Below are 22,719 nucleotides of genomic sequence, written 5' to 3'. Positions count from 1 at the left end.
CCCTCACCGTTTCAGCATCTTCATGAGCAACTCCGAACTTCCCCCGTTGATCACCACCACGCCCGGTCTGTACGAGCATTACAAAGGCATGCGCTACGAGGTGGTGGGCACCGTGCGCCACAGCGAAACACTGGAGCCCATGACGCTGTACCGCGCCCTGTACGGCGAACACGGTCTGTGGGTGCGCCCTGCCGCCATGTTCAACGAGACCGTGGTGATTGATGGCGTGGAGCAGCCACGCTTTCGCCGCTTGCCCGCAGAGCAGCAGAAATCCGAATGAAAACAGGCTGCAGCGCTTATGCATCAAGCGCTGACAGCGATCAAACCAGCATCAACCCTTGAGCAGATTGAGCACCGCGCGCGGGTAAATGATGTGCTCCTGCACCAGCACCCGTGCCGCCAGCAGCTCGGCCGTATCACCAGGCAGCACGGGCACGGCAGCCTGATCGAGGATGGGGCCCACGTCGAGCTCGGCCGTCACGCGGTGCACGGTGCAGCCCGCAAACTTGCAGCCCGCATCGATCGCTCGCTGATGGGTGTGCAGGCCGGTGAAGGCCGGCAGCAGCGAGGGATGGATGTTGATCAGCCGGCCCTCATAGTGCGCAACAAATCCCGGCGTGAGAATGCGCATGAAACCGGCCAGCACCACCAGATCGGGCGCATGGCGATCGATGACCTGCGCCAGCTCGGCATCAAAGGCCCCGCGGCTGTCGAACCGCTTGTGATCCAGAACCTCGGTGGCAATGCCGTTGTCCCGCGCGAACACCAGGCCCTTGGCCTCGGCCTTGTTGCTCACCACGGCGCTCACGCGGGCGTTGTACTGCTTTGCCCAGTTCTGCTGCTGGGATGCACGCACAATGGCAGCCATGTTCGAGCCGCCGCCCGAGATGAGGATCACGATGTTTTTCATGGGCGGCGATTGTCGCATTGACGGACAAACCCTATCGGGTTTGCACCAGTTCCTGTGCGCAGCCCTAAGACTTTAGAGGAGATCCCATGCCGTTTGACCCACGCAATACCCCTTTGAGCGCCATCGAAGCCCGCGTTCTGGCCACGCTGATGGAAAAGGCCCGCACCGTGCCCGACAGCTATCCGCTCACGCTCAACAGCCTGGTCACGGGCTGCAACCAGAAGTCCAGCCGCGATCCGGTGATGGAGGTCAGCGAGGGTGAAGCCCAGGAGGCTCTGGACAGCCTGCGCCTCAAGACCCTGTCGGTGCAGATCAGCAGCGTGCGCTCCACGCGCTGGGAGCACAACTTCCCGCGCGGCATCGGCGTGCCTGACCAATCTGCAGTGCTGCTGGCCCTGCTGATGCTGCGCGGCCCTCAGACCGCTGGCGAACTGCGCATCAACTCCGAGCGCTGGCACCGCTTTGCCGATATCTCCTCGGTCGAAGCCTTTCTCGACGAACTGCGCGAACGCAGCGAGGAAAAAGGCGGCCCGCTGGTCGTGCAGCTGCCGCGCGCACCCGGTGCCCGTGAACAGCGCTGGGCCCACCTGCTTTGCGGCCCGGTGGATGTCAACGCCCTGGCAAGCACCGGCAGCGCCAGCACAGGCGGCAATGCATCGGCCCTGCAGCAGCGTGTGGATGCGCTCGAAGCCGAAGTCGCCCAACTGCGCGCCACCGTGCAGATGCTGTGCGAATCGCTGGGCGTGGAGCCGCCTGCTGCCCAGGCTGAATAAATCCCAACAGAAACTGATAGCTGCCGGCGTTTATCCAATAAGCGCTGGCGGCCTGTTTCACGACAAACGACCCGCCAGTACCCAAAACTGGCGCACACCAAGCAAGGGAAAGCAGGCAGGCGCAGCCTGCTCAGGGGATGCTCATCCCTGGGGTTTCCCACCATTTGTCGCAACCCGGACAGCCAGAAAAAGAACGTGCGTGCTACAAATCTCCAGCATTTGCAGGAGACAACGCATGGACTTGGCATTCACACCTGAAGAACAGGCTTTTCGCGAAGAGATCCGCAGCTGGGTGCGGGCAAATCTGCCTGAGGATATTGCGCACAAGGTGCGCAATGATCTGCACCTGACGCGCGACGACATGCAGCGCTGGGCCAAGATTCTGGGCAAAAAAGGCTGGCTCGGCTACGGCTGGCCCAAGGAATTCGGCGGCCCCGGCTGGAGCGCCGTACAAAAGCATCTGTTCGAGGAAGAATGCGCGCTTGCCGGCACGCCGCGCATCGTGCCCTTCGGCCCCGTGATGGTGGCGCCGGTGATCATGGCCTATGGCACGCCGGAACAGCACCGGCGCTTTCTGCCCGGCATCGCCAGCGGCGAAGTCTGGTGGAGCCAGGGCTATTCCGAACCAGGCTCGGGCTCGGACCTGGCCAGCGTCAAGACCCGCGCCGAACGCGTGGGTGACAAATACATCGTCAACGGCCAGAAGACCTGGACCACGCTAGGCCAGTACGGCGAGTGGATCTTCTGCCTGGTGCGCACCAGCAACGAGGGCAAGCCCCAGACCGGCATCAGCTTCCTGCTGGTCGACATGAAGTCGCCCGGCGTGACCGTGCGCCCCATCAAGCTGCTGGACGGCTCGCACGAGGTCAACGAGGTCTTTTTCGACAATGTGCAAGTGCCTGCCGACCAGCTGATTGGAGAGGAAAACAAGGGCTGGACCTATGCCAAGCATCTGCTCAGCCACGAGCGCACGAATATCGCCGATGTGAACCGTGCCAAACGCGAGCTGGAGCGCCTCAAGCGCATCGCCAAGACTGAAGGCGTCTGGGAAGACCAGCGCTTCCGTGATCAGATCGCCCTGCTGGAGATCGATGTGATCGCGCTGGAAATGCTGGTGCTGCGCGTGCTCTCGGCCATGAAATCGGGCAAGAACCCGCTGGACATCGCCGGCCTGCTCAAGATCAAGGGCAGCGAGATCCAGCAGCGCTACTCCGAACTGATGATGCTGGCCGCAGGCCCCTATGCCCTGCCCTATATCCAGGAAGCCATGGAAGCCGGCTACCAGGGCGACTTTCCCGGCGACGTGCTGGGCAATGCGCCGCTGGCCGCGACCTACTTCAATATGCGCAAGACCACCATCTATGGCGGCTCCAACGAGGTGCAGCGAAACATCGTCGCGCAGACGGTGCTGGGCTAAAGCCCAGCACCGTCTGCATTTTGCACGTACGGCTCCCCCGTGCCCCCTCCGGGAGGGGGTTCTTGCTAGAGCTTCGCTGAATGTGATGGTGCGCAAAGCGCACTCGCTTCGGCAGCAGGAGACTTTTTATGGATTTCGATTTTTCCGACGATCAGCAGCAACTGCGCGATGCCGTGGCCCGCTGGGTGGACAAGGGCTATACCTTCGAGCGACGCCAGAGCATTGCCAAACAAGGCGGCTTCTCGCGCGAGGTCTGGAACGAGCTGGCCGAGCTGGGCCTGACGGCCCTCACTGTGCCCGAGCAATATGGCGGCCTGGGCCAGGGCGCGGTCGATGTGATGGTGGTCATGGAGGAGCTGGGCCGCGGTCTGGTGATGGAGCCGCTGACCCAGGCCTTCGTGGCCTCCGCCCTGCTCGAACAGTTCGGCGACGAGGCCGTCAAGCAAGCCTGGCTGCCCCGTATCGCCAGCGGTGAAAAGCTGGTGGTGCTTGCATCGCAGGAGCGCAAGGCGCGCTACCAGATTGATGTTTGCGCGGCACAAGCCTCTAAATCCGGCGATGGCTATACGGTAGATGCCAGGAAAAACATTGTTCCTGCAGGCGACCAGGCCGACGCCTTCATCGTGCCGGCCCAGCTCGACGGCAAGATTGCACTCTTCCTCGTCGAGAACGGCCGCGAGGGCGTGAGCAGCAAACCCTATGCCACCCAGGACGAAGGGCGCGCGGCCGACCTGGTCTGCCATGCCGCATCGGCCACCCTGATCACCACCAATGGTGTGGCTGCTCTCACCCTGGCACAGGATGTGGCCAATGCCGCTCTTTGCGCCGAAGGCGTGGGCGTGATGGAGCAGGCGCTCAAGCTCACCACCGAGTACATGAACCAGCGCAAGCAGTTCGGCGTGGTGATCTCCAGCTTCCAGGCCCTGCGTCACCGCGTAGCCGATATGAAGATGCAGCTGGAGCTGGCACGCTCCATGAGCTACTACGGCACGCTCAAGCTGGTGGCGCCTGCCGAGGAGCGCCATGTTGCCATCGCGCGCGCCAAGGTGCAGCTGGGTCAGTCCATGCGCTATGTGGGGCAGCAGGCCGTACAGCTGCATGGCGGCATCGGCGTGACGGACGAATATGTGGGCAGCCACTATTTCAAGCGCCTGACCCAGATGGAGATGACGGGTGGCGACACCTTGCACCACCTGGGCACGGTATCGACCCATATGCAGGACAGCGCCGGCGTCTTTGCCTGAAAGCCTGCTTCAACATTCCTCACGATCACGGCAACTGCATTCAACCCAAAACTAAAAGTCAACAGCACGCTTCGGCGTGCTGTTTTGCTTCCTGCATGCACTATGGGCCCTGTCGGTCTTCCTATGATCTTTGCGCCATTCACAAGAATCAAAGGAGACATGCATGAGCAAGCAAGACAGCGAAAAGTATCTGCTGGAGTCCATCCGCCTGGCCATGGGCAATGTCAAGGGCCGCGAATCCGCGACCTGGCCCTTCGGCGCCGTGCTGGTGCGTGACGGCAAGGTCCTGGCGCGCGCCGTCAACCAGGTCGATGATCTGTGCGATCCCACGGCCCACGCCGAGATGCAGGCCCTGCGCATTGCCGCCAAGGCCCTGGGCAGCACGGATCTGTCCGGCTCGGTCATGTATGCCAGCGGCTATCCCTGCTCCATGTGCCACACCGCCATGCTGCTGGCCGGCGTGAAACAGGTGTACTTCGCCTACTCCAATGAAGACGGCGAGCCCTACGATCTGTCGGCTGCGCGCGGCTATGAAGAACTGGCCCGCCCCGCAGGCCGGCGCGAGCTGGCCGTCGTCGGCCACCGCGTGCGCGATGCCGGCGAGGACCTGTACCAGGCCTGGCAAAAGGCCGTGGACGAAGATCGCGCCACGGTCTAGCCAGCACTGGTGTCTGCCGCCATCAAGAACAAAGCCCTGAATGAGGAGTTCAGGGCTTTCGCATTGTGGAGAGCCTCAGGTCAGCAGATAGTCCACCGGCTTGAGCGGCGCTGGAACCTGGGGGTCGCCCAGCGACTGGCTGAGGCTGATCTCTATGCTGCGGCAGATGCTGTCCAGCGCCAGGTCGTTGCTTTCCATGCCGAATGGCTCTTCCAGCTCGTCACCCAGCACATCGAGGCCATAGAAGGTATAGGCCACGATGGCCACGACAAACGGCGTCATGAAGCCCGTGATGTCCACCAGGCCGAACGGCAGCAAAAAGCAGTACAGATGGGCCGTGCGGTGCAGCAGCAAGGTGTAGGAAAACGGAATCGGCGTATTGCGGATGCGCTCGCAGGAGGCAGCGGCCGTCGTGAAGCCATTGAGGGTGCGGTCCAGCTCCACGGCCAGACAGGGGTCTATGCGCTGCTCGCGCACGCACTGGCCCAGATCCTTGCCCATGGCCAGCATCAGCGCATCGGTGCGCTGATTCAGCGGCAGCAGCTGCAGGCGCTGCCACTCGGCATGGGTCAGCCATTGCTGGGCAGCCACATCGTCCTTGAGGCCGCGCAGCTGGGCCCGCAGCACATGAGAAAAAGCCACGGCCCGATGCACCATGCGCACCCGCACATCGTTGGCCCGCTGGCGCGGGTCTACGGGGTGATCGAGCTCGATCAGGCTCAGGCACTGGCGCGCCAGCGTGCGTGCATAGATCACGATCTCGCCCCAGAGCTTGCGTCCCTCCCAGTAGCGCGCATATGCGGTGTTGTTGCGAAAGCCCAGAAAAATCGCCAGCGGCAGGCCGATCAGGGTGAACGGAATCGGCGTGATGGGGATCTTGGTGTGGAACAGCGTGCCATGCGCCACGGTGACGATGATGGCCAGCACGATATTGACGGCAAGCACACCTTTGATGCGTTGCAGCACCGAGCCCCGGACAATCCACAGCAGCTTGAAGCCCGACGGGCGATCTCTGACGATCATGAAAACGAGAAATGAGGTCTAAACCCGAATTCAATCACAAGCATGCGGGGATTTCAGCCGGCGCCGAGAACTCCCACTGCGGCAGTAGGCAGCCCGTGCCGCGCCAGCACGGCACATGCGGCATCTGCTGCACATGGGCAGCGAACCCCGACAGACGGTGCCAGGCGGCCGGCCAGCATAAGAAAAGCCCCGCATTGCAAGGCTTGGACCGCGCTGGAGGGCTCAGGCTGCTTGCAGGCTGGCGGCGCTCACGCGCTGCGCCAGGCGCAGTCGGCTGATGAAACCGATCTGGCGCAGGGCTTCGGCGAACTCCTGCTCGGTGCCGCGCTCGGCGCGCGAGGCCAGCTCGGCAAACAGGCCGGCGCGCGTGTAGTGGCGCACGCAGGCGATGAAGGGAAAGCCATGGCGCTTGCGATAGGTGTCGTTGAGCAAGGCCAGGCGCTCGCCCTGAGCCTGCTCCAGATCACCCAGTCCCGCGCTTTGCTGCTCCTGCTGGGAGTCAACGGTCAGCGTGCCGGAGCGCACGGCACTGGCCGACAGCTCGGGGTGGCCACAGAGAAAGCGCAGGGTCTGCTCGCGCGGGCTGTCATGCACGGCCGCCAGCATGGCCTGGTGCAGTGCATCCAGGCTGGCGAAGGGGCGCTGCTGCGCGGCCGCCTCGGCCACCCAGGGGGCGTATTCGAAAACCTCGCCGAGTGCGGCCGCAAAGGCCGCCTGCGTCATGGTGTTGAGCTCGTCGAGCGTGGGGATGGAGGAGGTAGTGGTGCTGGTCATGCGGCCAGTGTAGGAAGCGCATTTGCCGCCTCACAGTGCTGGCTTGTTATAGCCCGTATAGCAGCCGGCTACGTCGATGTCGTCAGCACCTGCGAGGCCTGATTGAGCAGAGCCCGCAGCCAGATATGGGAGGCATCCCGGTGCCGGGACGAATGCCAGAGCTGGTAGAAGCGCATGACACGGTTGCCCATAGGCAGAGGCACCATGGCCAGCGGCAGCCGCCTGGCGTGATAGGCCGCGAAATGGCGGCTGGTGGTCAGCAGCAGGTCGGTGCCCACCAGCAGGTCCGGCGCCATCGAGAAATGCGAGCATTGCACGCGGCCGTCACGGCTCACCCGCATGGTGCCCAGACTGCTCTCCACCACGCCGCGCTGATCGGGCGAGTAAGGCGTGAACACCACATGCGCAGCCTGCAGATAGTGCTCGGCCGTCAGTCGGCCCGGCCCGGCCAAGGCATGCTTTTCATCGAGCAGGCAGACCACCTCGTCCTCTAGCAGCGTGGACATGTGCAAATGCTCGGGCGGGCTCGGCCAGTTGCCGATGACGATATCCACCTCGCCGCTTTGCAGGGCCTGCTCGTAGTCGAAGTTCTGGCCCAGCGGCAGCAGGACCAGCCTCGCGCCCGGCGCCTGAGCACGCATGAGCTGGACCACGCGCGCCATGAAGGGCGGTGCCAGGTAGTCGGGCATGGCGATGGTGAAGCGCAGCTGGGTGGTCTCGGCCACAAATTCCTTGCCGACGCTCAGCAGACCGTCGATCAGCCCCAGCGCCGCACGTGCCTGCTCCACCGCCTGAAGCGCGCGCGCCGTCGGCACCATGCGGTTCTTGTCCCGCACCAGCAGCGGGTCGTTGAAGATGGCCCGCAAACGCCTCAGCGCCGCGCTGATGGCCGGCTGTGACTGATTGAGGCGTATTGCCGCGCGCGACACGCTTTTCTCGCTGATCAAGGTGCACAGCACGCGCAGCAAATAGGTATCGAACGGTTCTTCGCTGCGAGACACGTGTTTTCCCTAGAGATATGCATTTTGCTATGCGGCTCATAGCAGGCGCTTAGTTTCGCATATCGCCACAAGTCGCGACCATGCAAGTGTCCGCAAACCCAACAACAAATTTCCGAGACAAGGACTTGCCATGAGTGCTCATCATGTGCCGATCAGCGGCACCGGTGCTTCCGTCGATCAGGTCGACGCCACCTATTCCAAGATTTCCTGGCGCCTGCTGCCCTTTCTGGGCGTGCTGTGGGTGCTGGCCTGGCTGGACCGCGTCAACATCGGCTTCGCCAAGCTGCAGATGCTCGACGACCTGAAATTCAGCGAAGCCGTCTACGGCCTGGGCGCCGGCATCTTCTTCATCGGCTACTTCCTGTTCGAAGTGCCGTCCAACATGCTGCTGCAGAAGATAGGCGCCAAGAAGACGGTGATGCGCATCACCATAGGCTGGGGGCTGATCTGCATCTTTCAGGCCTGGGTGACGACACCGACCCAGTTCTATATCCTGCGCTTTCTGATGGGCGTTTTCGAGGCCGGTTTCTACCCCGGCATCATCCTCTACCTGACCTACTGGTATCCGTCCAAGCGCCGCGCCAAGGCCTTCGGCACCTTCATGTCGGCCTCGGCCATCGCCGGCGTCATCGGCGGCCCGCTGGCCGGCGGCATCATGACCTGGGCCGCAGGCGCGCACGGCATGCACGGCTGGCAGTGGCTGTTCATCATCGAAGGCATCCCCTCGGTGCTGGCCGGCATCTTTGCCTACTTCTACATGACCGACCGTCCCGAGCAAGCCAAGTGGCTCACCGACACGGACCGCGCCGTCGTGCGCCAGCAGCTCGAGATCGACCAGAAGGCCCAGGGCGAGCGCCACAGCGACTGGCGCACCCTGTTCGGCAACCCCATGGTGTGGCTGCTGATCGCCGTGTTCTTCTGCCTGCTGTGCGCCAATTCCACGCTGACCTTCTGGATTCCCACGGTGATTCGCGAAGCGGGCTTCACCTCGCCCATGCAGGTGGGCTGGATCGCCGGTGCCGCCTATCTGCTGGGCGCGGCCGGCATGATCATCAACGGTCGCCACTCCGACCACCGTGGCGAGGTGCGCTGGCACTTCGCGGGCTCGACCCTGCTGGGCGCCGTGGGCATGCTGGCCCTGGCCGTCACCATGGGCATGGACAGCATCCCCGTGATCGTGGCGCTGACTGCCATGGTCCTGGCACTGGTGGGCACCATGAGCGCGATTCCCGTCTTCTGGCAGATGCCCAATATGCTGCTCAGCGGCGGCGCCGCTGCCGTGGGCGTGGCGCTGATCAACTCGGTGGCCAATCTGGCCGGCTTCGGCGCCCCTTATCTGATGGGCGTGATCAAGGCCACCACCGGCAAGGTCGCTCCGGGCCTGTACCTGGTAGCCATCGTGGAAGCGCTGGCAGCCGTTCTCGCCATCGCCTTCGTCGCCCGCATCCAGCGCCGCAAGAACGCCTGAAGGAGTCACCCCGCATGCATCCCACACCCACACTGACCCCGTCGCGCCGGCAGTTCGCGCTCTCGGGCCTCATGCTCGGCGCCTCGGCCCTGACGGGCACGCACGGCGCACTGGCCGCCGACACGCCCCTAGCAGCGCCGGCACAGGCCACCGGCCCCATCGTGCTGCATGGTGTCAGCCCGCGCCTGACCATGCATGCCGTGGACACCTTCCATGGTTCTGCGGCCACGGGCTTGCGCATCGACTTTTCGCGCTTCGACGGCGAAACCTATGTGCCGATACGCAGCTTTGTCGTGAACGCCAACGGCCGCGCCGACGAGCCGCTGCTGATCGACGACAGCTACCGCAGCGGCCGCTACGAACTGCTGCTGCACGTGGACGAGTACTTTGCTGCCAAGGGCGCCAGACTGCCGCGCCCGGCCTTTCTGTCCAAGGTGCCGGTGCGCTTGCAGATCGTGAACACGGCAGAGCGCATCCACTTGCCCATTCAGTTCGGCCCCTGGAGCTACACCTATTCGCGCGGCAGCTGAGCCTGCCTATCTGCGCTCTATCGCAACCCATCGAAAGACCACCATGGCAGGCATCAGCACCCATGTACTCAACCTCACCAACGGCCGCCCCATCGCCGGCATGCGGGTGGAACTCTACGACGTGGCGCAGACCCCCGCGCAGCGTCTGAACAGCACCCGCACCAATGCCGACGGCCGCACCGACGCCCCCATGCTGCCCGCCGCCGCGGCCCGCACCGGTGACTTCGAACTGCGCTTTTACACAGGCGAGCATTTCAAGGAGCCCACGGCGCTTTCGGAAGAAGTGCTGGTGCGCTTTTCCATCTTCGACGCGGCCCAGCACTACCACGTGCCCATGCTGTGCTCGCCGTGGTTCTTCAACACCTACCGCGGCAGCTGATTTTTTACCAAGGAGAACGACTCGATGAACAACGAAAACGACAGCGGAAAATACCTGCTTGAATCCATCCGCCTGGCCATGGGCAATGTCAAGGGCCGCCAGCAGCCCACCTGGCCCTTCGGCGCCGTGCTGGTCAGGGACGGTCAGGTACTGGCCCGCGCCGTCAATCAGGTCGATGAGCTCTGCGACCCTTCGGCCCACGCCGAGATGCAGGCTCTGCGCATAGGCGCCAAGGCCCAGGGCAGCACCGATCTGTCGGGGGCCGTCATGTATGCCAGCGGCTACCCCTGCTCCATGTGCTACACGGCCATGCTGCTGGCCGGCGTGAAGCAGGTGTACTTCGCCTACTCCAACGAGGACGGCGAGCCTTACGACCTATCGGCCGCGCGCGGCTATGTGGAACTGGCCAAGCCCGAAGACCAGCGCGAGATGGCCCTGATCGGTCAGCGCGTGCGCGACACGGGCGAAGACCTCTACGAGGCCTGGCAAAAGGCCGTCTCCGCCACCGTCTGAACGCGTTTCCGTCCTCTTGCTCCTGCCCCGCGGCGCCAGCCCGGGGCTTTTTTTCGTCCTAGCTGCGCCAGCGTGATCCACGCGGCACATGGGCCACGAGAAACTCCATCTGATCTGCCAGAATGCGGCGGTTTCTCAGGATGAAATCCTCCCACAGCGTAGGCGTGTAGGGCGTATAGAGCAAAGGCATGCGGGCCTGCTCCGGCGTTCTGGCCCCCTTTCGGTGGTTGCAGGCGCGGCAGGCAGTGACCAGATTCATCCAGCTGTGCTGCCCGCCAGTGCTCACGGGGACGATGTGCTCGCGCGTGAGATCGCTCTCATGGAACCGCCGCCCGCAATAGGCGCAGACGCAGCGGTCACGAGCAAAGAGCTTGCCATTGGTCAGACCTGGCAGCAGCTCATGCGGGTTGATGTTCGGCATGCCCTTGGTGCCGATGATGGAGTTGATGTGAATGACTGACTGCTTGCCGGTCACCGCATTGTGGCCACCGCGAAAGCAGGCGATTTCGACACCGGCTTCCCAGCGCACATCTTCTGCTGCGTAGTGCAGCGCCGCCTGCTCCAGCGTTACCCAGGACTGCGGCAGCCCCTGGGCTGTCAGCTTCAAGACTTTCACAACCAGCCTCCATACAGTCAAACATCGACCACGGAAAACGGACAAGCGTCTTGGCGCTTTTGAGCACAATCGTGCAGCCTGCACAGCTGCCTGATTTGAAGCAATATACTCTGAAACTATGTCAAATTGACGGCTTGTGTCGCATGCATCGGCGCCAGTTGCTACAAATAACAAAGCAGCCCATGAAGATTTTTCGCGGTATCAATCATCCCGGCCTGGCTCCGGCCTGCGCTGTGACTATTGGCAATTTTGATGGTGTACACCGGGGACATCAAGCCATGCTGGGCCTGCTCAAGGCCGAGGCGGCCCAGCGCGGCATTCCCAGCTGCGCCATGACCTTCGAGCCGCACCCGCGCGACTACTTTGCCAAGAAGCTGGGCAAGCCCGAGATGGCCCCGGCCCGCGTGGGCACGCTGCGCGACAAGCTCAGCCAGCTCGAAGTCTGCGGTGTCGATCAGGTCGTGATCCTGCCCTTCAACCAGGCTCTGGCCAGCCAGAGCCCCGAAGATTTCATTCAGGATGTGCTGATCTCGGGTCTGGGTGCCAAGTACGTGCTGGTGGGCGATGACTTCCGCTTTGGTGCCAAGCGCGCGGGCGACTACGCCATGCTGGACAACGCCGGCCAGGCGCTGGGCTTTGATGTGGCCCGCATGAATAGCTATGAAGTCCATGGCCTGCGCGTTTCCAGCACGGCCGTGCGCGAGGCGCTGGCTGCCGGCGACATGCAGCAGGCCGCCAAGCTGCTGGGCCACCCCTACCGCATCTCGGGTCATGTGGTTCATGGCCGCAAGCTGGGCCGCAAGCTGGCCGAATCCCAAAGCGGAGCCGAGGACGGCTTTCGCACGCTGAATCTGCGCTTCGACCACTGGAAGCCTGCCGCCAGCGGCATCTTTGCCGTGCTGGTGCACGGGCTGACGGACCAACCGCTGCAAGGCGTGGCCAACCTGGGCGTGCGCCCCTCGCTGGACCCCAGCGACATCAACGGCGGCCGGGTGCTGCTGGAGACCCACTGTTTCGATTGGCCCGCCCGGCTGGGTGGAGAAGGTGCCTACGGTAAAATCATCCGCGTGGAACTTCTGCACAAACTGCACGACGAGCTGAAGTATGACAGTCTCGATGCCCTGACGGTCGGCATCGCCAAGGACTGCGATGACGCGCGCGCGTTTTTCGCCTCGGCCCACATACCGTCTCACACCTCGTCGCACACAGAGACCCGTCGCCAGACCACGCGCGACCGAATTTGAAGCTCGCTGCTCGCACGTCCCAGGCGCAGCAGCGCACTGGCGCTCACCTCACCATTCACGCCCAGGCAGAACTGCCCGGGCATTGCATTGCTTTCAAGGTTTCCCATGTCTGATTCGAAGTCCAACAAGCCCGAAGCGTCCGCCTACCGCGCCACGCTGAACATGCCCGACACCCCCTTCCCCATGCGCGGCGACCTGCCCAAGCGCGAGCCCGCCTGGGCCAAGGAATGGGACGACAAGGGCATCTACAAGAAGCTGCGCGACGCCCGCAGCGGAGCGCCCAAGTTCATCTTGCACGACGGCCCTCCGTACGCCAACGGCAAGCTGCACATCGGCCATGCGGTGAACAAGATCCTCAAGGACATGATCGTCAAGAGCCGCCAGCTCGAAGGCTTCGACGCGCTCTACGCACCGGGCTGGGACTGCCACGGCCTGCCCATCGAGAACGCCATCGAGAAGCTGCATGGCCGCAATCTGCCGCGCGACGAGATGCAGGCCAAGAGCCGCGCCTTTGCCGCCGAGCAGATCGAGCAGCAGATGGTGGACTTCAAGCGCCTGGGCGTTCTCGGCGACTGGGATCACCCCTACAAGACCATGAACTACGCCAACGAGGCCGCCGAGCTGCGCGCCTTGAAGAAGGTGATGGAGCGTGGCTTTGTCTACCGCGGCCTCAAGCCCGTGTACTGGTGCTTTGACTGCGCCTCCTCGCTGGCCGAGTTCGAGATCGAATACGCCGACAAGCAAAGCCAGACGCTGGACGTGATGTTCCCCGCAGCCGAGCCGGCCAAACTGGCCGCGGCATTCGGCCTGGACAAGCTCGACAAGGAAGCCTTCATCGTCATCTGGACGACGACGGCCTGGACGATTCCCGCCAACCAGGCGCTCAACGTCAACCCCGACCTGGAATACAGCCTGGTGGAGACCGAGCGCGGCCTGCTGATCGTGGCCTCCGCCCTGGTCGAGAAATGCCTGGAGCGCTGGAAGCTGGAGGGCCGCGTGCTCGCCACTGCCAAGGGCGAAAAGCTCGACCACATGCCCTTCAAGCACCCGCTGGCCCATGTGGACAAGGGCTTTGACCGCATCTCGCCCGTGTACCTGGCCGAATACGCCACCGCCGACGACGGCACCGGCATCGTGCACTCGGCCCCTGCCTATGGCGTGGACGACTTCAACAGCTGCATGTCCAACGGCATGGACTACAAGCAGATCCTGAATCCCGTGCAGGGCAACGGCGTGTACGCGGCCGATCTGCCCATGTTCGGCGGCCAGCATATCTGGAAGGCCGTGCCTGTCATCCTCGACGCCCTGAAGGTCGCGGGCCGCCTGATGGATACCACCACCATCAGCCACAGCTATCCGCACTGCTGGCGCCACAAGACGCCCGTCATCTACCGCGCTGCCGCCCAGTGGTTCATCCGCATGGACGAAGGCGAAGGCGTGTTCACCGACCCCGCGCAAAAGCCCGAGAAGACCCTGCGCCAGATCGCGCTGGACGCCATCGAGCAGACCAACTTCTACCCGCAAAACGGGCAGGACCGCCTGCGCGCCATGATCGCCGGTCGTCCCGACTGGTGCATCTCGCGTCAGCGCAGCTGGGGCGTGCCCATCCCCTTCTTCCTGCATGTGGACACGGGCGCTCTGCACCCTCACACCATGGAGATCATCGACCAGGCAGCGGCCATGATCGAGCAAGGCGGCATCGAGGCCTGGAGCCGCGTGAGCACCGAAGAGATCCTGGGTGCCGAGGAAGCCAAGCACTACACCAAGAGCACCGACATTCTGGAAGTCTGGTTCGACTCGGGCTCGACCTTCTGGCATGTGCTGCGCGGCACCCATCCCGAGCACCACCACGACAAGGGCCCCGAGGCCGATCTGTACCTGGAAGGCCACGACCAGCACCGCGGCTGGTTCCACAGCTCGCTGCTGCTGGCATCGGCCATCTTCGGCCGCGCGCCCTACCGCGGCCTGCTGACCCACGGCTTCACCGTGGACGGCCAGGGCAAGAAGATGTCCAAGTCGCTGGGCAACACCGTGGCCCCGCAGGATGTGTCGAGCAAGATGGGCGCGGAAATCATCCGCCTGTGGGTGGCCTCGACCGACTACTCGGGCGACCTGGGCATCGACGACAAGATCCTGGCCCGCGTGGTGGACGCCTATCGCCGCATCCGCAACACGCTGCGCTTCCTGCTGGCCAACACCAGCGACTTCGATGCGAGCAAGGACGCCGTGGCCTACGGCGAGATGCTGGAGATCGACCAGTTCGCGCTGGCCCGCTCGGCCCAGCTGCAGCAGGAGATCCTGGCCCACTACAAGGTCTACGAGTTCCACCCCGTGGTCGCCAAGATCCAGCTGTTCTGCTCCGAAGACCTGGGCGGCTTCTACCTGGACGTGCTCAAGGATCGTCTCTACACCAGCGCCCCCAAGAGCCTGGCACGCCGCTCGGCCCAGACCGCGCTCTACCAGATCACCCAGGCGCTGCTGCGCTGGATGTCGCCCTTCCTGTCCTTCACGGCCGAGGAAGCCTGGAAGATCGTGGGTCACAGCGAATCTATCTTCCTGGAGAAGTTCACCGAGCTGCCCGCCGGCGACGAAGGCCTGCTGGCCAAGTGGACGCGCCTGTGCGAGATCCGCAACCTGGTCAACAAGGACATCGAAGTGGTGCGTACCACCGGCGCTGTGGGTTCCTCCCTGCAGGCCGAAGTCACGCTCACGGCAGAGCCCGAAGACCTGGCCCTGCTGCAAAGCCTCAAGGACGACCTGAAGTTCGTCTTCATCACCTCGGCAGCGACTGCCGTGGCCGGCGATGCCCTGACCACTACCGTGAAGGCCAGCGAGCACGCCAAGTGCGAGCGCTGCTGGCACTACCGTGAAGACGTGGGCGTGACCCCCGAGCACCCCTCGATCTGCGGCCGCTGCGACAGCAATCTGCACGGCACGGGCGAGGTTCGCACCAAGGCTTGATTCATCAAAAAGTGAGCTGCCAGCGCATGCTGGCAGCCATTTTCAGCATTAAATATTGCTGAAATCCTTTTGAACCAAGCGCTAACCGCTATCAAAAAACCTTAGCAAAGAGCTGCCATGAGCAACACCCAGACCTCCTCCGCAGGCCTTGGCCGTATCTGGCCCTGGCTGCTGTGGGCGCTTGTCATCATCGGCGTGGATCAGATCACCAAGCAGATGATTCTGAGCCACTACCAGTATGGGGACTGGACTCCCATCACCAGCTTCTTCAACATCGTGCGCGCGCACAACACGGGCGCTGCCTTCTCCTTTCTTGCGGGAGGCAGCGGCTGGCAGCGCTGGCTGTTCGTGGCCATCGGCGCGATTGCCACCGTGCTCATCGTCTGGCAGCTGCGCAAGCACCCCGGCGAAAAGATGTTCTGCCTGTCGCTGTCCAGCATTCTGGGCGGGGCCATCGGCAATGTGGTGGACCGCCTGCAGCACGGCTATGTGGTGGACTTTCTGGACTTCTACTGGGGCAGCAGCCATTTTCCGGCCTTCAACGTGGCCGACATGGGCATCACGCTGGGCGCCATACTGCTGATCCTGGATGAGCTCTTGCGCGCAAAACGCGCCAAGAACCAGAGCGTGTAAGCGCCAGCCGCTTTTCATCGGCAAGGCCCGCTGTCTCTCTAGCAGACAGCGGGCCTTGCTCATTGCGCCCCGCTGTGGCCGGATTCGGCCGACTCGTCGGGGGCTCGGCAGCACTTTCAGTGCATATCGCGCTGAATATGGTTGCCCGTGTAGACAAGGTGATGTGGCCCCGGACCACGGGCGAGCCAGCGTGATATGCGTCAGCGGCTCTTGCTCGGCCATCTGCTGCGCCTGCCGCTAGTCGCTAGTCGCTCCACGCAATCTGCGCCGGCCCCGGCAGCGTTGAGATGGGCGGTATGGACAGCAATACCACCACCCATTGCCAGATGCGCAGCGGCGGCCTGGGCTGGCCGCTCCGCAAATGCCACAGCCGCCAAGGCTGGCAGCAGCATCAAAAGGAAGCCCACCGCAGCGGCGCCGGGCATGGCAGGAATCATGAACCCGCCTTTTCAATAGCATCGAACGCAATACAGATATACGAAAAACTCGGTCATCTCCGAAATCTCATCCGTAGAAACGATGTTTCTAATAATTCGTTTTTGTTCTATTGTGTTCCTTATTTCGCACTTATTTGTGCGTGAAGAGTGAGTCATCCAGGCAGACCGACCTCACTCAGGGGTATATTAGGTCGCTCCTTCGCGGGCAGAACATGAAGCATTTATTGAATCTTTTAGCAGCCATTGCCCTGTTGATCTGGGGCTCTCAGATGGTTCGCACCGGCGTTCTGCAGGTCTTCGGCGCAAACCTGCGCAATATTCTTGCCCGCAGCATGAGCAACCGCTTGTCTGCGGCGCTTTCCGGCATGGGCGTCACAGCCCTGGTTCAGTCCAGCACTGCCACCTCGCTGATGACCTCGTCCTTTGTGGGACAGGGTCTGATCACCCTGCCCTCGGCCCTTGCCGTGATGCGCGGTGCCGATGTGGGAACGGCCTTGATGGCCGTGCTTTTCTCCACCGACCTCTCCTGGCTGTCGCCGCTGTTCATCTTTGTCGGGGTGGTGCTCTATATCTCGCGCAAGGATTCCAAGCCCGGCCGTATCGGCCGCGTGCTCATCGGCCTGGGCCTGATGCTGCTGGCCCTGCGCCTGGTGGTGGAAGCCACCGAGCCCCTGCTGCAGGCCCCTGCCGTGCGCACCCTGCTGGCCTCGGTCAGCAGCGATCTGTTCATGGAGCTGCTGCTGGGCGCGGTACTGGCCGTGCTGGCCTACTCCAGCCTGGCCGTGGTGCTGCTGATTGCGGCCATGGCCAGCTCCGGTGCCATTCCGCTGGATGTGGCTCTGGGCCTGACCCTGGGCGCCAACCTGGGCAGCGGCCTGGTCGCGGCGCTCACCACCGCCAAATCGGCGGTGGAGGAGCGCCAGGTCACGATAGGCAATCTGCTGTTCAAGATCATGGGCGTGGCCATCGTCGCCCCCTTTATCGGACTGTGGTCGCAGTACGCCCAGCCGTATCTGCCCAACGCCGGCCAGAACGTGGTGATGTTCCATCTGGCGTTCAATGTCTTCAACAGCCTGTGCTTTATCGGTCTGACCCAGCTCGTGGCCCGCTGGGTGACGGCAATGCTGCCCAAGCCCGAGGAAGAAAGCGCGGCCAAGCTGCTGCGCCCACGTCACCTGGATCCCTCGGCCCTGTCCACTCCTTCGCTGGCCATCACCTGTGCCGTGCGCGAGTCACTGCATCAGGCCGACGTGGTGGAGTCCATGCTGATCGGCCTGCAAAAAGTGGCCGAAACCGACGATGCCAAGCTCTCCGAGGAAGTGCGTCACCTGGAATCCACGGTGGACGACCTGTACTCAGCCATCAAGTACTACATGACCAAGATCTCGCGCGCCGAACTCGACGAGCGAGAAGGTCAGCGCTGGACGGAAATCATCAGCTTCACCATCAATATGGAGCAGATCGGCGACATCATCGAGCGCGTGCTGCTGGATCTGGAAGACAAGAAGATCAAGAAGGGCCGCCAGTTCTCGGCCGCCGGCAAGCTGGAGATTCACGAGCTGACCCAGCATCTGCTGGACAATCTGCGCCTGGCCATGAGCGTCTTTCTCAACGGCAATGTGCGCGAGGCGCAAAAGCTGCTCGAGGAAAAAGCGCGCTTTCGCGATCTGGAACTGGCCTATTCGGCCACCCACCTGGAGCGCCTGTCCCAGCACACGGTCTCCAGCATAGAGACCAGCTCTTTGCATATCGACATGATCAGCGACCTCAAGCGCATCAACTCGCTGCTGTGCTCGGTGGCCTACCCGATTCTGGAACAGGCCGGAGCCCTGGCGCCCAGCCGGCTCAAGCCCACCGCACTGGAGAGCCAGCGCTAACTGCTCTGCCGCCCTACCAGCCCATGTAGGCGGCAAGCACCAGGGAGGCCTCGGGGGTGAAACGGCCCTGCAGCATCCAGCCCTGGACCTCGGTCAGCTCCAGCCGCTCGAAGCGCTGCACCTCGCCATCCTGATTCACAGGCTGCAGTGCATCGGGCACCAGGGCCGAGAACCAGTCTATGCGCTCGACCATATAACCCTGCCCCTCTGCCTCGTCGCTGGGTCTTGCAAAAATCACATTTCCGCCGTGCCGAAGCTCGCCGAGTTCCGCCACATGCAGACCGGCCTCCTCCCAGGTTTCACGCGCCAGCGCCTCGGCCAGACCATCTGCCGCCGAGACCATGCCGCCCATCAAGGTATCCCACATGCCGGGGTTGTTGGCCTTGTCCTGCGAGCGCTGCTGCACCCAGATCGCGCCATCCGCGCAGGCACCCACCAGATGCACGGCTCTGGTAGCGATGCCCAGTGGCCGCACGGCACCACGCTCGACGGTTGCCAGTTGCTGGCCTTGTGCATTGCAGACCGCCAGCTGTTCATTGCGCCACGCCCCTGCAAGGCCGGCACTGCGCATGGCCAGGGCCAGCCGGTTCAGATTCTCGGTCGCCCCGCCCTCTCCCGTCAGAAGCCATTGCCCTGCAACCGACTGCAAGTTGACCTCATGCACCGCCAGCAGTTCCCCCCCCAGCTTGCTAGCGAAGTCTTCCTCGATACTGCCGATCTGCTGATCATCAATGCACAGCGGCTGGCGCGGGCGCAGAGGCTGCCTGCTGGCCATGGCATGCTGTGCCTGCAGCCATTGCTGCTGGAGCGACGTGGTTTGCTGCTTCATGAAAAATCTCCCATGCACTGCATTGTGCTCAGCTTCTCAAAACGGGAAGGCTTGCATCACTATTGAGGATCGCCGGTTTGTCGGCAACAGCCGCGGCCCCAGGGTGCTGCAGGCCCAGAGGCCAGTTGCCGCGCGTTACAGTGACAACCCATGAATTCCCCCCTGAAACCCGCCACGGTCGCCATGCTCAGCCTGGCTCCGGCACTTTGGGCCGGCAATGCCATCGTGGGTCGCCTCGCTCATGATCTGATCTCGCCCTTTGCACTCAACTTCCTGCGCTGGTGCATCGCCTTTGTGCTGCTGCTGCCGCTGGCGTGGCGGGTGCTGCGCAAAGACAGTCCGATCTGGCCGCTGTGGCGGCAGTACATGCTGCTGGGACTACTGGGCATAGGCTGCTACAACGCCTTGCTGTACCTGGCACTCAAGACCTCGACCCCGCTGAATGTGACGCTGGTGAGCTCCAGCATGCCCGTTTGGATGCTGGCCATAGGCCGGCTGTGCTGGGGCATTCGCGTCAGCCGCCGGCAGATGGGCGGAGCCCTGCTGTCCGTGCTGGGCGTGGCGGTAGTGATGTCGCGCGGCGACTGGCAGACGCTGCTTGCCCTGCGCTTTGTGCCCGGCGACCTTTTCATGGTGCTGGCCACCATCGCCTGGGCCTTCTACACCTGGCTGCTGTCGCGCAGCAGCGGCCCTCAGGAAGTGAAATCGCACTGGGCCAGCTTCTTGCTCGCACAGATCGTTTTCGGTCTGCTGTGGTCCGGCCTTTTCACGGGCGGAGAAGCCTTGCTGGGCGAATTCCGCCTGGTGCCGGGCTGGCCGCTGCTCGGCAGCCTGCTGTTCATCGCCGTGGGCCCGGCCATTCTGGCCTACCGCTTCTGGGGCATGGGCGTGCAGCGCGCCACGCCCGCCATTGCGGGCTTCTTCGGCAATCTGATTCCGCTGTTCACGGCCCTGCTGTCGATTCCTGTGCTCGGCGAAACCCCACACCTCTATCACGCGCTTGCGTTTGCGCTGATCGTGACCGGCATCGTCGTGTCGTCCCGCAAATAAACGGCTGCCCCCTCCCGAGAAAAAAGCCCCGCATTGCGGGGCTTTGTCGTTTCAGCACTCGATCACGGATCAGTAAGTGCCGGGATACAGGCCGCCGTCGGGCAGGATGTTCTGTCCCGTCATATAGCCGGCCTGGCGGCTGCACAGGAAGGCACAGATGGCACCGAACTCTTCGGCCGTGCCAAAGCGCTTGGCAGGGATCTGGGCGGCCTGAGCCTGGCGCACGGCATCCAGGTCCTGACCGGTCTTGTTGGCCGCCGCCTGATGGGTTGCCACCAGACGGTCGGTGTCGAACTTGCCGGGCAGGATACTGTTGATGGTGACGCCCTTGGCGGCAATTCCCGAACGCGCCAGACCGGCCACAAAGCCCGTCAGACCGCTGCGCGCGCCGTTGGACAGGCCCAGAATGTCGATGGGTGCCTTGACCGCGCTGGAGGTGATGTTGACGATGCGACCGAAGCCACGCGCAGCCATGCCATCCACCGTGGCCTTGATCAGCTCGATAGGGGTCAGCATATTGGCGTCCACTGCCTTGATCCAGGCCTCACGATCCCAGGTGCGGAAGTCGCCGGGAGGCGGGCCGCCAGCGTTGGTCACGACGATGTCGTAGTCCTTGCCCGGGCCGCCGGCGGCTTCGAACACTGCCGTGCGACCTTCTGGCGTGGTGATGTCTGCAGCGACACCGATGACCTTGATCTGAGGAGCAATGGCTTGCAGCTTCTGCACGGCCAGCTGCAATGCCTCGGCGTTTCTGGCGTTGATGACCAGATTCACCCCCTCTTCGGCCAGGGCCTTGGCGCAGCCAAAACCCAAACCCTTGCTGGCGCCGCAGACCAGAGCCCAGCGCCCGGAGATACCAAAGTCCATGTCAGTGTCCTTTCACACAGTTTCCAAGCCGGGCAAACTGCCCGACACTATCAAAATCCATAGCTGCAAGCGTTTTTTGTTCAGGCACCAGCAGTCAATTCAATGCTCAATGACTGCGACCATGAAACAGCTTGTGGTGCAGCCTGCGCAGCGACCACCAGACGCCCAGTGCCACGACAGGAATGGCCACGGCCGCCGTCGACTCGGGCGACCAGGGCCAGCCCAGCTTTTGCCCGCCCTTGGCCAGATAGCTGATCAAGCCGGTGATGTAGTAGGTGATGGCCGCCACCGACAGGCCTTCCACCGTGGACTGCAGCTTGAGCTGGGTGCCCTGCCGGTCGTTCATCGTGCCCAGCAGTTGCTGGCTGCTTTGCTGCTGCTCGATCTCGACACGCGTGCGCAACAGGCTGCTGACACGGGAGACCCGCTCGGACAGCGCATTCTGACGGCGTGTCGCCCATTCGCAGGTGGCACGCGCAGGCGTGAGTCGCCGGTCCATGAATTCACGGATGGTCTGGATACCGTCCACCCGCGTCTCCTGAATTTCCTGAATGCGCCTGTCCACCAGCTCGAAATAGGCGGAGCTGGCCGAGAAGCGCGAATGCGTGGCCGCATATTCGCTCTCCACCTGGCCGGCCAGCCGGGTCAGGCGGTCCAGCAGCGCCGGTTCGGTGTCGCGGTCGGCCGCGCGAATGGCATTGGCCAGCTCGGCCAGTTCACGCTCGGCCGTGGCCAGCACGGCTGCTGCCTTGCGTGCGGCGGGCAGGCCCAGCAGCGCCGCCATGCGATAGGTCTCGATCTCCAGCACGCGCTGCACCAGACGACCCAGGCGGCGCGGAGACAGGTCGGCGCCCGCCAGCAGCAGCATGCGCGAGAAACCATCGGGGTGAATCGCAAAGTCGGTATAGATGGCCCCCGCACCGCCGGAGACGCGCGAGCCGACCAAAGTATCGGCTTGCAGCATGTGGCGCATCAGATATTGCGGGTCCACATCCTGCTCGTTCAGCGCCCACAGATGCAGACTGCTCAGGCACTGCCCCGGCAGGGCGGCCAGCCAGTCGCGCGGCACGGCGTCGATGGCCGTCTCGGGCTCGCGCACATCAGCCACACCGGCCTGCGCCATGGGCGTGGTGAAGGTCCAGGCCACGAACTCGGTGTGCTGCTCCCAACGCAGACGAAATGCACCCAGGTCGATCAGCACATGGGTGGTTGCCGCATCGGGCAAAGGGCGATGGTGGTTGCGCAGCAGGGCGGCCACATGCTCGCGGCTGGCTTCACGCTGGGCCGCATCGGTGAGCATCACGATATGGGTGATGGCCAGAGGGGCCTGCATGATTTCCGCAGGACGGGCATGAATTTCGTTGTGCAGCAAGACCCGCTGAGGGTGCTGCGCGGGCAATAAAGACAAGGCCATGCAATCTTTCGAATAACTGCAGCTATTTTGCCGCCCTAATCCATAGTCCCCGAAACAAAGGTCCTCATATAAAAAAAGCGGCCCCATAAGGGCCGCTTTAA

General features: G+C 63.3%; 23 protein-coding genes. 15 read left to right on the top strand and 8 right to left on the bottom strand.

The window, feature by feature from the left end:
• Positions 1-22: 22 nt before the first annotated feature.
• The gene (locus DFO48_RS06715; RefSeq protein ID WP_034349034.1) at positions 23-280 is read left to right on the top strand and encodes a DUF1653 domain-containing protein; all 258 of its coding nucleotides are present in this window, start codon (positions 23-25) and stop codon (positions 278-280) included.
• A 51-nt stretch (positions 281-331) separates the two neighbouring features.
• Here DFO48_RS06715 and purN read toward each other — a convergent pair whose 3' ends face one another.
• Positions 332-910, bottom strand: a complete 579-nt coding sequence (gene purN / locus DFO48_RS06710) for a phosphoribosylglycinamide formyltransferase (RefSeq protein WP_114862921.1) — start codon at positions 908-910, stop codon at positions 332-334.
• 86 nt (positions 911-996) lie between these two features.
• Between purN and DFO48_RS06705 the strand changes: the two genes are divergently transcribed.
• From DFO48_RS06705 to DFO48_RS06690, 4 genes are all read left to right on the top strand, one after another.
• Positions 997-1,683 carry a YceH family protein gene (locus tag DFO48_RS06705; protein WP_114862920.1) on the top strand — a complete coding sequence of 229 codons (687 nt, stop codon included), beginning with the start codon at positions 997-999 and terminating at the stop codon, positions 1,681-1,683.
• A 235-nt stretch (positions 1,684-1,918) separates the two neighbouring features.
• A complete protein-coding gene (locus DFO48_RS06700) occupies positions 1,919-3,100 on the top strand; it encodes an acyl-CoA dehydrogenase family protein (RefSeq protein ID WP_003076836.1) in 1,182 nt (393 codons plus the stop codon).
• A gap of 128 nt (positions 3,101-3,228) precedes the next feature.
• Entirely contained in the window at positions 3,229-4,344 is a 1,116-nt protein-coding gene (locus DFO48_RS06695; protein ID WP_114862919.1) for an acyl-CoA dehydrogenase family protein, read from the top strand.
• A gap of 163 nt (positions 4,345-4,507) precedes the next feature.
• A complete protein-coding gene (locus DFO48_RS06690; protein WP_003076841.1) occupies positions 4,508-5,002 on the top strand; it encodes a nucleoside deaminase in 495 nt (164 codons plus the stop codon).
• 75 nt (positions 5,003-5,077) lie between these two features.
• On the opposite strand, the gene DFO48_RS06685 is transcribed toward DFO48_RS06690, so the two are convergent.
• The 3 genes from DFO48_RS06685 to DFO48_RS06675 all read right to left on the bottom strand — a co-directional run bounded on the left by DFO48_RS06685 (position 5,078) and on the right by DFO48_RS06675 (position 7,800).
• Complete coding sequence (locus tag DFO48_RS06685; RefSeq protein WP_046462580.1) at positions 5,078-6,025, bottom strand: bestrophin family protein; 948 nt, start codon at positions 6,023-6,025, stop codon at positions 5,078-5,080.
• A gap of 222 nt (positions 6,026-6,247) precedes the next feature.
• Positions 6,248-6,799 (bottom strand): 2-oxo-4-hydroxy-4-carboxy-5-ureidoimidazoline decarboxylase, encoded by a 552-nt coding sequence (uraD, locus tag DFO48_RS06680; RefSeq protein ID WP_114862918.1) that lies wholly within the window; start codon positions 6,797-6,799, stop codon positions 6,248-6,250.
• A gap of 68 nt (positions 6,800-6,867) precedes the next feature.
• Positions 6,868-7,800: a LysR family transcriptional regulator gene (locus tag DFO48_RS06675; RefSeq protein WP_114862917.1), complete on the bottom strand. Its 933-nt coding sequence runs from the start codon at positions 7,798-7,800 to the stop codon at positions 6,868-6,870.
• Between the two features lie 130 nt (positions 7,801-7,930).
• Here DFO48_RS06675 and DFO48_RS06670 point away from each other — a divergent pair, with 130 nt between their 5' ends.
• The 4 genes from DFO48_RS06670 to DFO48_RS06655 are packed head-to-tail and all read left to right on the top strand — an operon-like array spanning position 7,931 to position 10,690.
• Entirely contained in the window at positions 7,931-9,268 is a 1,338-nt protein-coding gene (locus DFO48_RS06670; protein ID WP_114862916.1) for an MFS transporter, read from the top strand.
• Between the two features lie 14 nt (positions 9,269-9,282).
• Positions 9,283-9,798 (top strand): hydroxyisourate hydrolase, encoded by a 516-nt coding sequence (locus DFO48_RS06665; RefSeq protein ID WP_114862915.1) that lies wholly within the window; start codon positions 9,283-9,285, stop codon positions 9,796-9,798.
• 43 nt (positions 9,799-9,841) lie between these two features.
• On the top strand, positions 9,842-10,177 hold the full coding sequence (gene uraH, locus DFO48_RS06660; RefSeq protein ID WP_003076853.1) for a hydroxyisourate hydrolase: 336 nt from the start codon (positions 9,842-9,844) through the stop codon (positions 10,175-10,177).
• 24 nt (positions 10,178-10,201) lie between these two features.
• Positions 10,202-10,690 (top strand): nucleoside deaminase, encoded by a 489-nt coding sequence (locus tag DFO48_RS06655; RefSeq protein WP_003076855.1) that lies wholly within the window; start codon positions 10,202-10,204, stop codon positions 10,688-10,690.
• Between the two features lie 58 nt (positions 10,691-10,748).
• Here the strand turns inward: DFO48_RS06655 and DFO48_RS06650 are convergent, their stop codons facing one another.
• Positions 10,749-11,306 carry an HNH endonuclease gene (locus DFO48_RS06650; RefSeq protein ID WP_003066139.1) on the bottom strand — a complete coding sequence of 186 codons (558 nt, stop codon included), beginning with the start codon at positions 11,304-11,306 and terminating at the stop codon, positions 10,749-10,751.
• Between the two features lie 182 nt (positions 11,307-11,488).
• On the opposite strand from DFO48_RS06650, the gene DFO48_RS06645 reads away from it, so the two are divergent.
• From DFO48_RS06645 to DFO48_RS06625, 5 genes are all read left to right on the top strand, one after another.
• A complete protein-coding gene (locus DFO48_RS06645) occupies positions 11,489-12,550 on the top strand; it encodes a bifunctional riboflavin kinase/FAD synthetase (protein ID WP_114862914.1) in 1,062 nt (353 codons plus the stop codon).
• A gap of 105 nt (positions 12,551-12,655) precedes the next feature.
• On the top strand, positions 12,656-15,511 hold the full coding sequence (ileS, locus tag DFO48_RS06640; protein WP_114862913.1) for an isoleucine--tRNA ligase: 2,856 nt from the start codon (positions 12,656-12,658) through the stop codon (positions 15,509-15,511).
• 117 nt (positions 15,512-15,628) lie between these two features.
• Positions 15,629-16,144 carry a signal peptidase II gene (gene lspA / locus DFO48_RS06635; protein WP_114862912.1) on the top strand — a complete coding sequence of 172 codons (516 nt, stop codon included), beginning with the start codon at positions 15,629-15,631 and terminating at the stop codon, positions 16,142-16,144.
• Between the two features lie 296 nt (positions 16,145-16,440).
• On the top strand, positions 16,441-16,725 hold the full coding sequence (locus DFO48_RS25120) for a hypothetical protein (protein ID WP_147282728.1): 285 nt from the start codon (positions 16,441-16,443) through the stop codon (positions 16,723-16,725).
• 68 nt (positions 16,726-16,793) lie between these two features.
• Positions 16,794-18,458 (top strand): Na/Pi cotransporter family protein, encoded by a 1,665-nt coding sequence (locus DFO48_RS06625; protein ID WP_034349038.1) that lies wholly within the window; start codon positions 16,794-16,796, stop codon positions 18,456-18,458.
• Between the two features lie 13 nt (positions 18,459-18,471).
• Here the strand turns inward: DFO48_RS06625 and DFO48_RS06620 are convergent, their stop codons facing one another.
• Positions 18,472-19,287, bottom strand: a complete 816-nt coding sequence (locus DFO48_RS06620; protein ID WP_114862910.1) for a DUF4743 domain-containing protein — start codon at positions 19,285-19,287, stop codon at positions 18,472-18,474.
• Between the two features lie 150 nt (positions 19,288-19,437).
• Between DFO48_RS06620 and DFO48_RS06615 the strand changes: the two genes are divergently transcribed.
• The gene (locus tag DFO48_RS06615; protein ID WP_114862909.1) at positions 19,438-20,337 is read left to right on the top strand and encodes a DMT family transporter; all 900 of its coding nucleotides are present in this window, start codon (positions 19,438-19,440) and stop codon (positions 20,335-20,337) included.
• A 69-nt stretch (positions 20,338-20,406) separates the two neighbouring features.
• Here DFO48_RS06615 and DFO48_RS06610 read toward each other — a convergent pair whose 3' ends face one another.
• A complete protein-coding gene (locus DFO48_RS06610; RefSeq protein WP_034364634.1) occupies positions 20,407-21,204 on the bottom strand; it encodes an SDR family oxidoreductase in 798 nt (265 codons plus the stop codon).
• Positions 21,205-21,310: 106 nt separating this feature from the next.
• A complete protein-coding gene (locus DFO48_RS06605) occupies positions 21,311-22,618 on the bottom strand; it encodes a DUF3422 family protein (protein WP_034349041.1) in 1,308 nt (435 codons plus the stop codon).
• Between the last annotated feature and the right edge of the window lie 101 nt (positions 22,619-22,719).

It is taken from the genome of Comamonas sp. AG1104, assembly GCF_003350425.1.
Taxonomy (GTDB): Bacteria; Pseudomonadota; Gammaproteobacteria; order Burkholderiales; family Burkholderiaceae_C; genus Comamonas; species Comamonas testosteroni.
Note: the sequence above shows the minus strand (reverse complement) of the source record. Positions and strands in the feature narration are given on the sequence as shown.

Coding starts and splice junctions, on each gene's coding strand:
- DFO48_RS06715 (WP_034349034.1), top strand. CDS start 23: ATGAGCAACTCCGAACTTCCCCCGTTGATCACCACCACGCCCGGTCTG.
- purN (WP_114862921.1), bottom strand. CDS start 910: ATGAAAAACATCGTGATCCTCATCTCGGGCGGCGGCTCGAACATGGCT.
- DFO48_RS06705 (WP_114862920.1), top strand. CDS start 997: ATGCCGTTTGACCCACGCAATACCCCTTTGAGCGCCATCGAAGCCCGC.
- DFO48_RS06700 (WP_003076836.1), top strand. CDS start 1,919: ATGGACTTGGCATTCACACCTGAAGAACAGGCTTTTCGCGAAGAGATC.
- DFO48_RS06695 (WP_114862919.1), top strand. CDS start 3,229: ATGGATTTCGATTTTTCCGACGATCAGCAGCAACTGCGCGATGCCGTG.
- DFO48_RS06690 (WP_003076841.1), top strand. CDS start 4,508: ATGAGCAAGCAAGACAGCGAAAAGTATCTGCTGGAGTCCATCCGCCTG.
- DFO48_RS06685 (WP_046462580.1), bottom strand. CDS start 6,025: ATGATCGTCAGAGATCGCCCGTCGGGCTTCAAGCTGCTGTGGATTGTC.
- uraD (WP_114862918.1), bottom strand. CDS start 6,799: ATGACCAGCACCACTACCTCCTCCATCCCCACGCTCGACGAGCTCAAC.
- DFO48_RS06670 (WP_114862916.1), top strand. CDS start 7,931: ATGAGTGCTCATCATGTGCCGATCAGCGGCACCGGTGCTTCCGTCGAT.
- DFO48_RS06665 (WP_114862915.1), top strand. CDS start 9,283: ATGCATCCCACACCCACACTGACCCCGTCGCGCCGGCAGTTCGCGCTC.
- uraH (WP_003076853.1), top strand. CDS start 9,842: ATGGCAGGCATCAGCACCCATGTACTCAACCTCACCAACGGCCGCCCC.
- DFO48_RS06655 (WP_003076855.1), top strand. CDS start 10,202: ATGAACAACGAAAACGACAGCGGAAAATACCTGCTTGAATCCATCCGC.
- DFO48_RS06645 (WP_114862914.1), top strand. CDS start 11,489: ATGAAGATTTTTCGCGGTATCAATCATCCCGGCCTGGCTCCGGCCTGC.
- ileS (WP_114862913.1), top strand. CDS start 12,656: ATGTCTGATTCGAAGTCCAACAAGCCCGAAGCGTCCGCCTACCGCGCC.
- lspA (WP_114862912.1), top strand. CDS start 15,629: ATGAGCAACACCCAGACCTCCTCCGCAGGCCTTGGCCGTATCTGGCCC.
- DFO48_RS25120 (WP_147282728.1), top strand. CDS start 16,441: ATGGACAGCAATACCACCACCCATTGCCAGATGCGCAGCGGCGGCCTG.
- DFO48_RS06625 (WP_034349038.1), top strand. CDS start 16,794: ATGAAGCATTTATTGAATCTTTTAGCAGCCATTGCCCTGTTGATCTGG.
- DFO48_RS06620 (WP_114862910.1), bottom strand. CDS start 19,287: ATGAAGCAGCAAACCACGTCGCTCCAGCAGCAATGGCTGCAGGCACAG.
- DFO48_RS06615 (WP_114862909.1), top strand. CDS start 19,438: ATGAATTCCCCCCTGAAACCCGCCACGGTCGCCATGCTCAGCCTGGCT.
- DFO48_RS06610 (WP_034364634.1), bottom strand. CDS start 21,204: ATGGACTTTGGTATCTCCGGGCGCTGGGCTCTGGTCTGCGGCGCCAGC.
- DFO48_RS06605 (WP_034349041.1), bottom strand. CDS start 22,618: ATGGCCTTGTCTTTATTGCCCGCGCAGCACCCTCAGCGGGTCTTGCTG.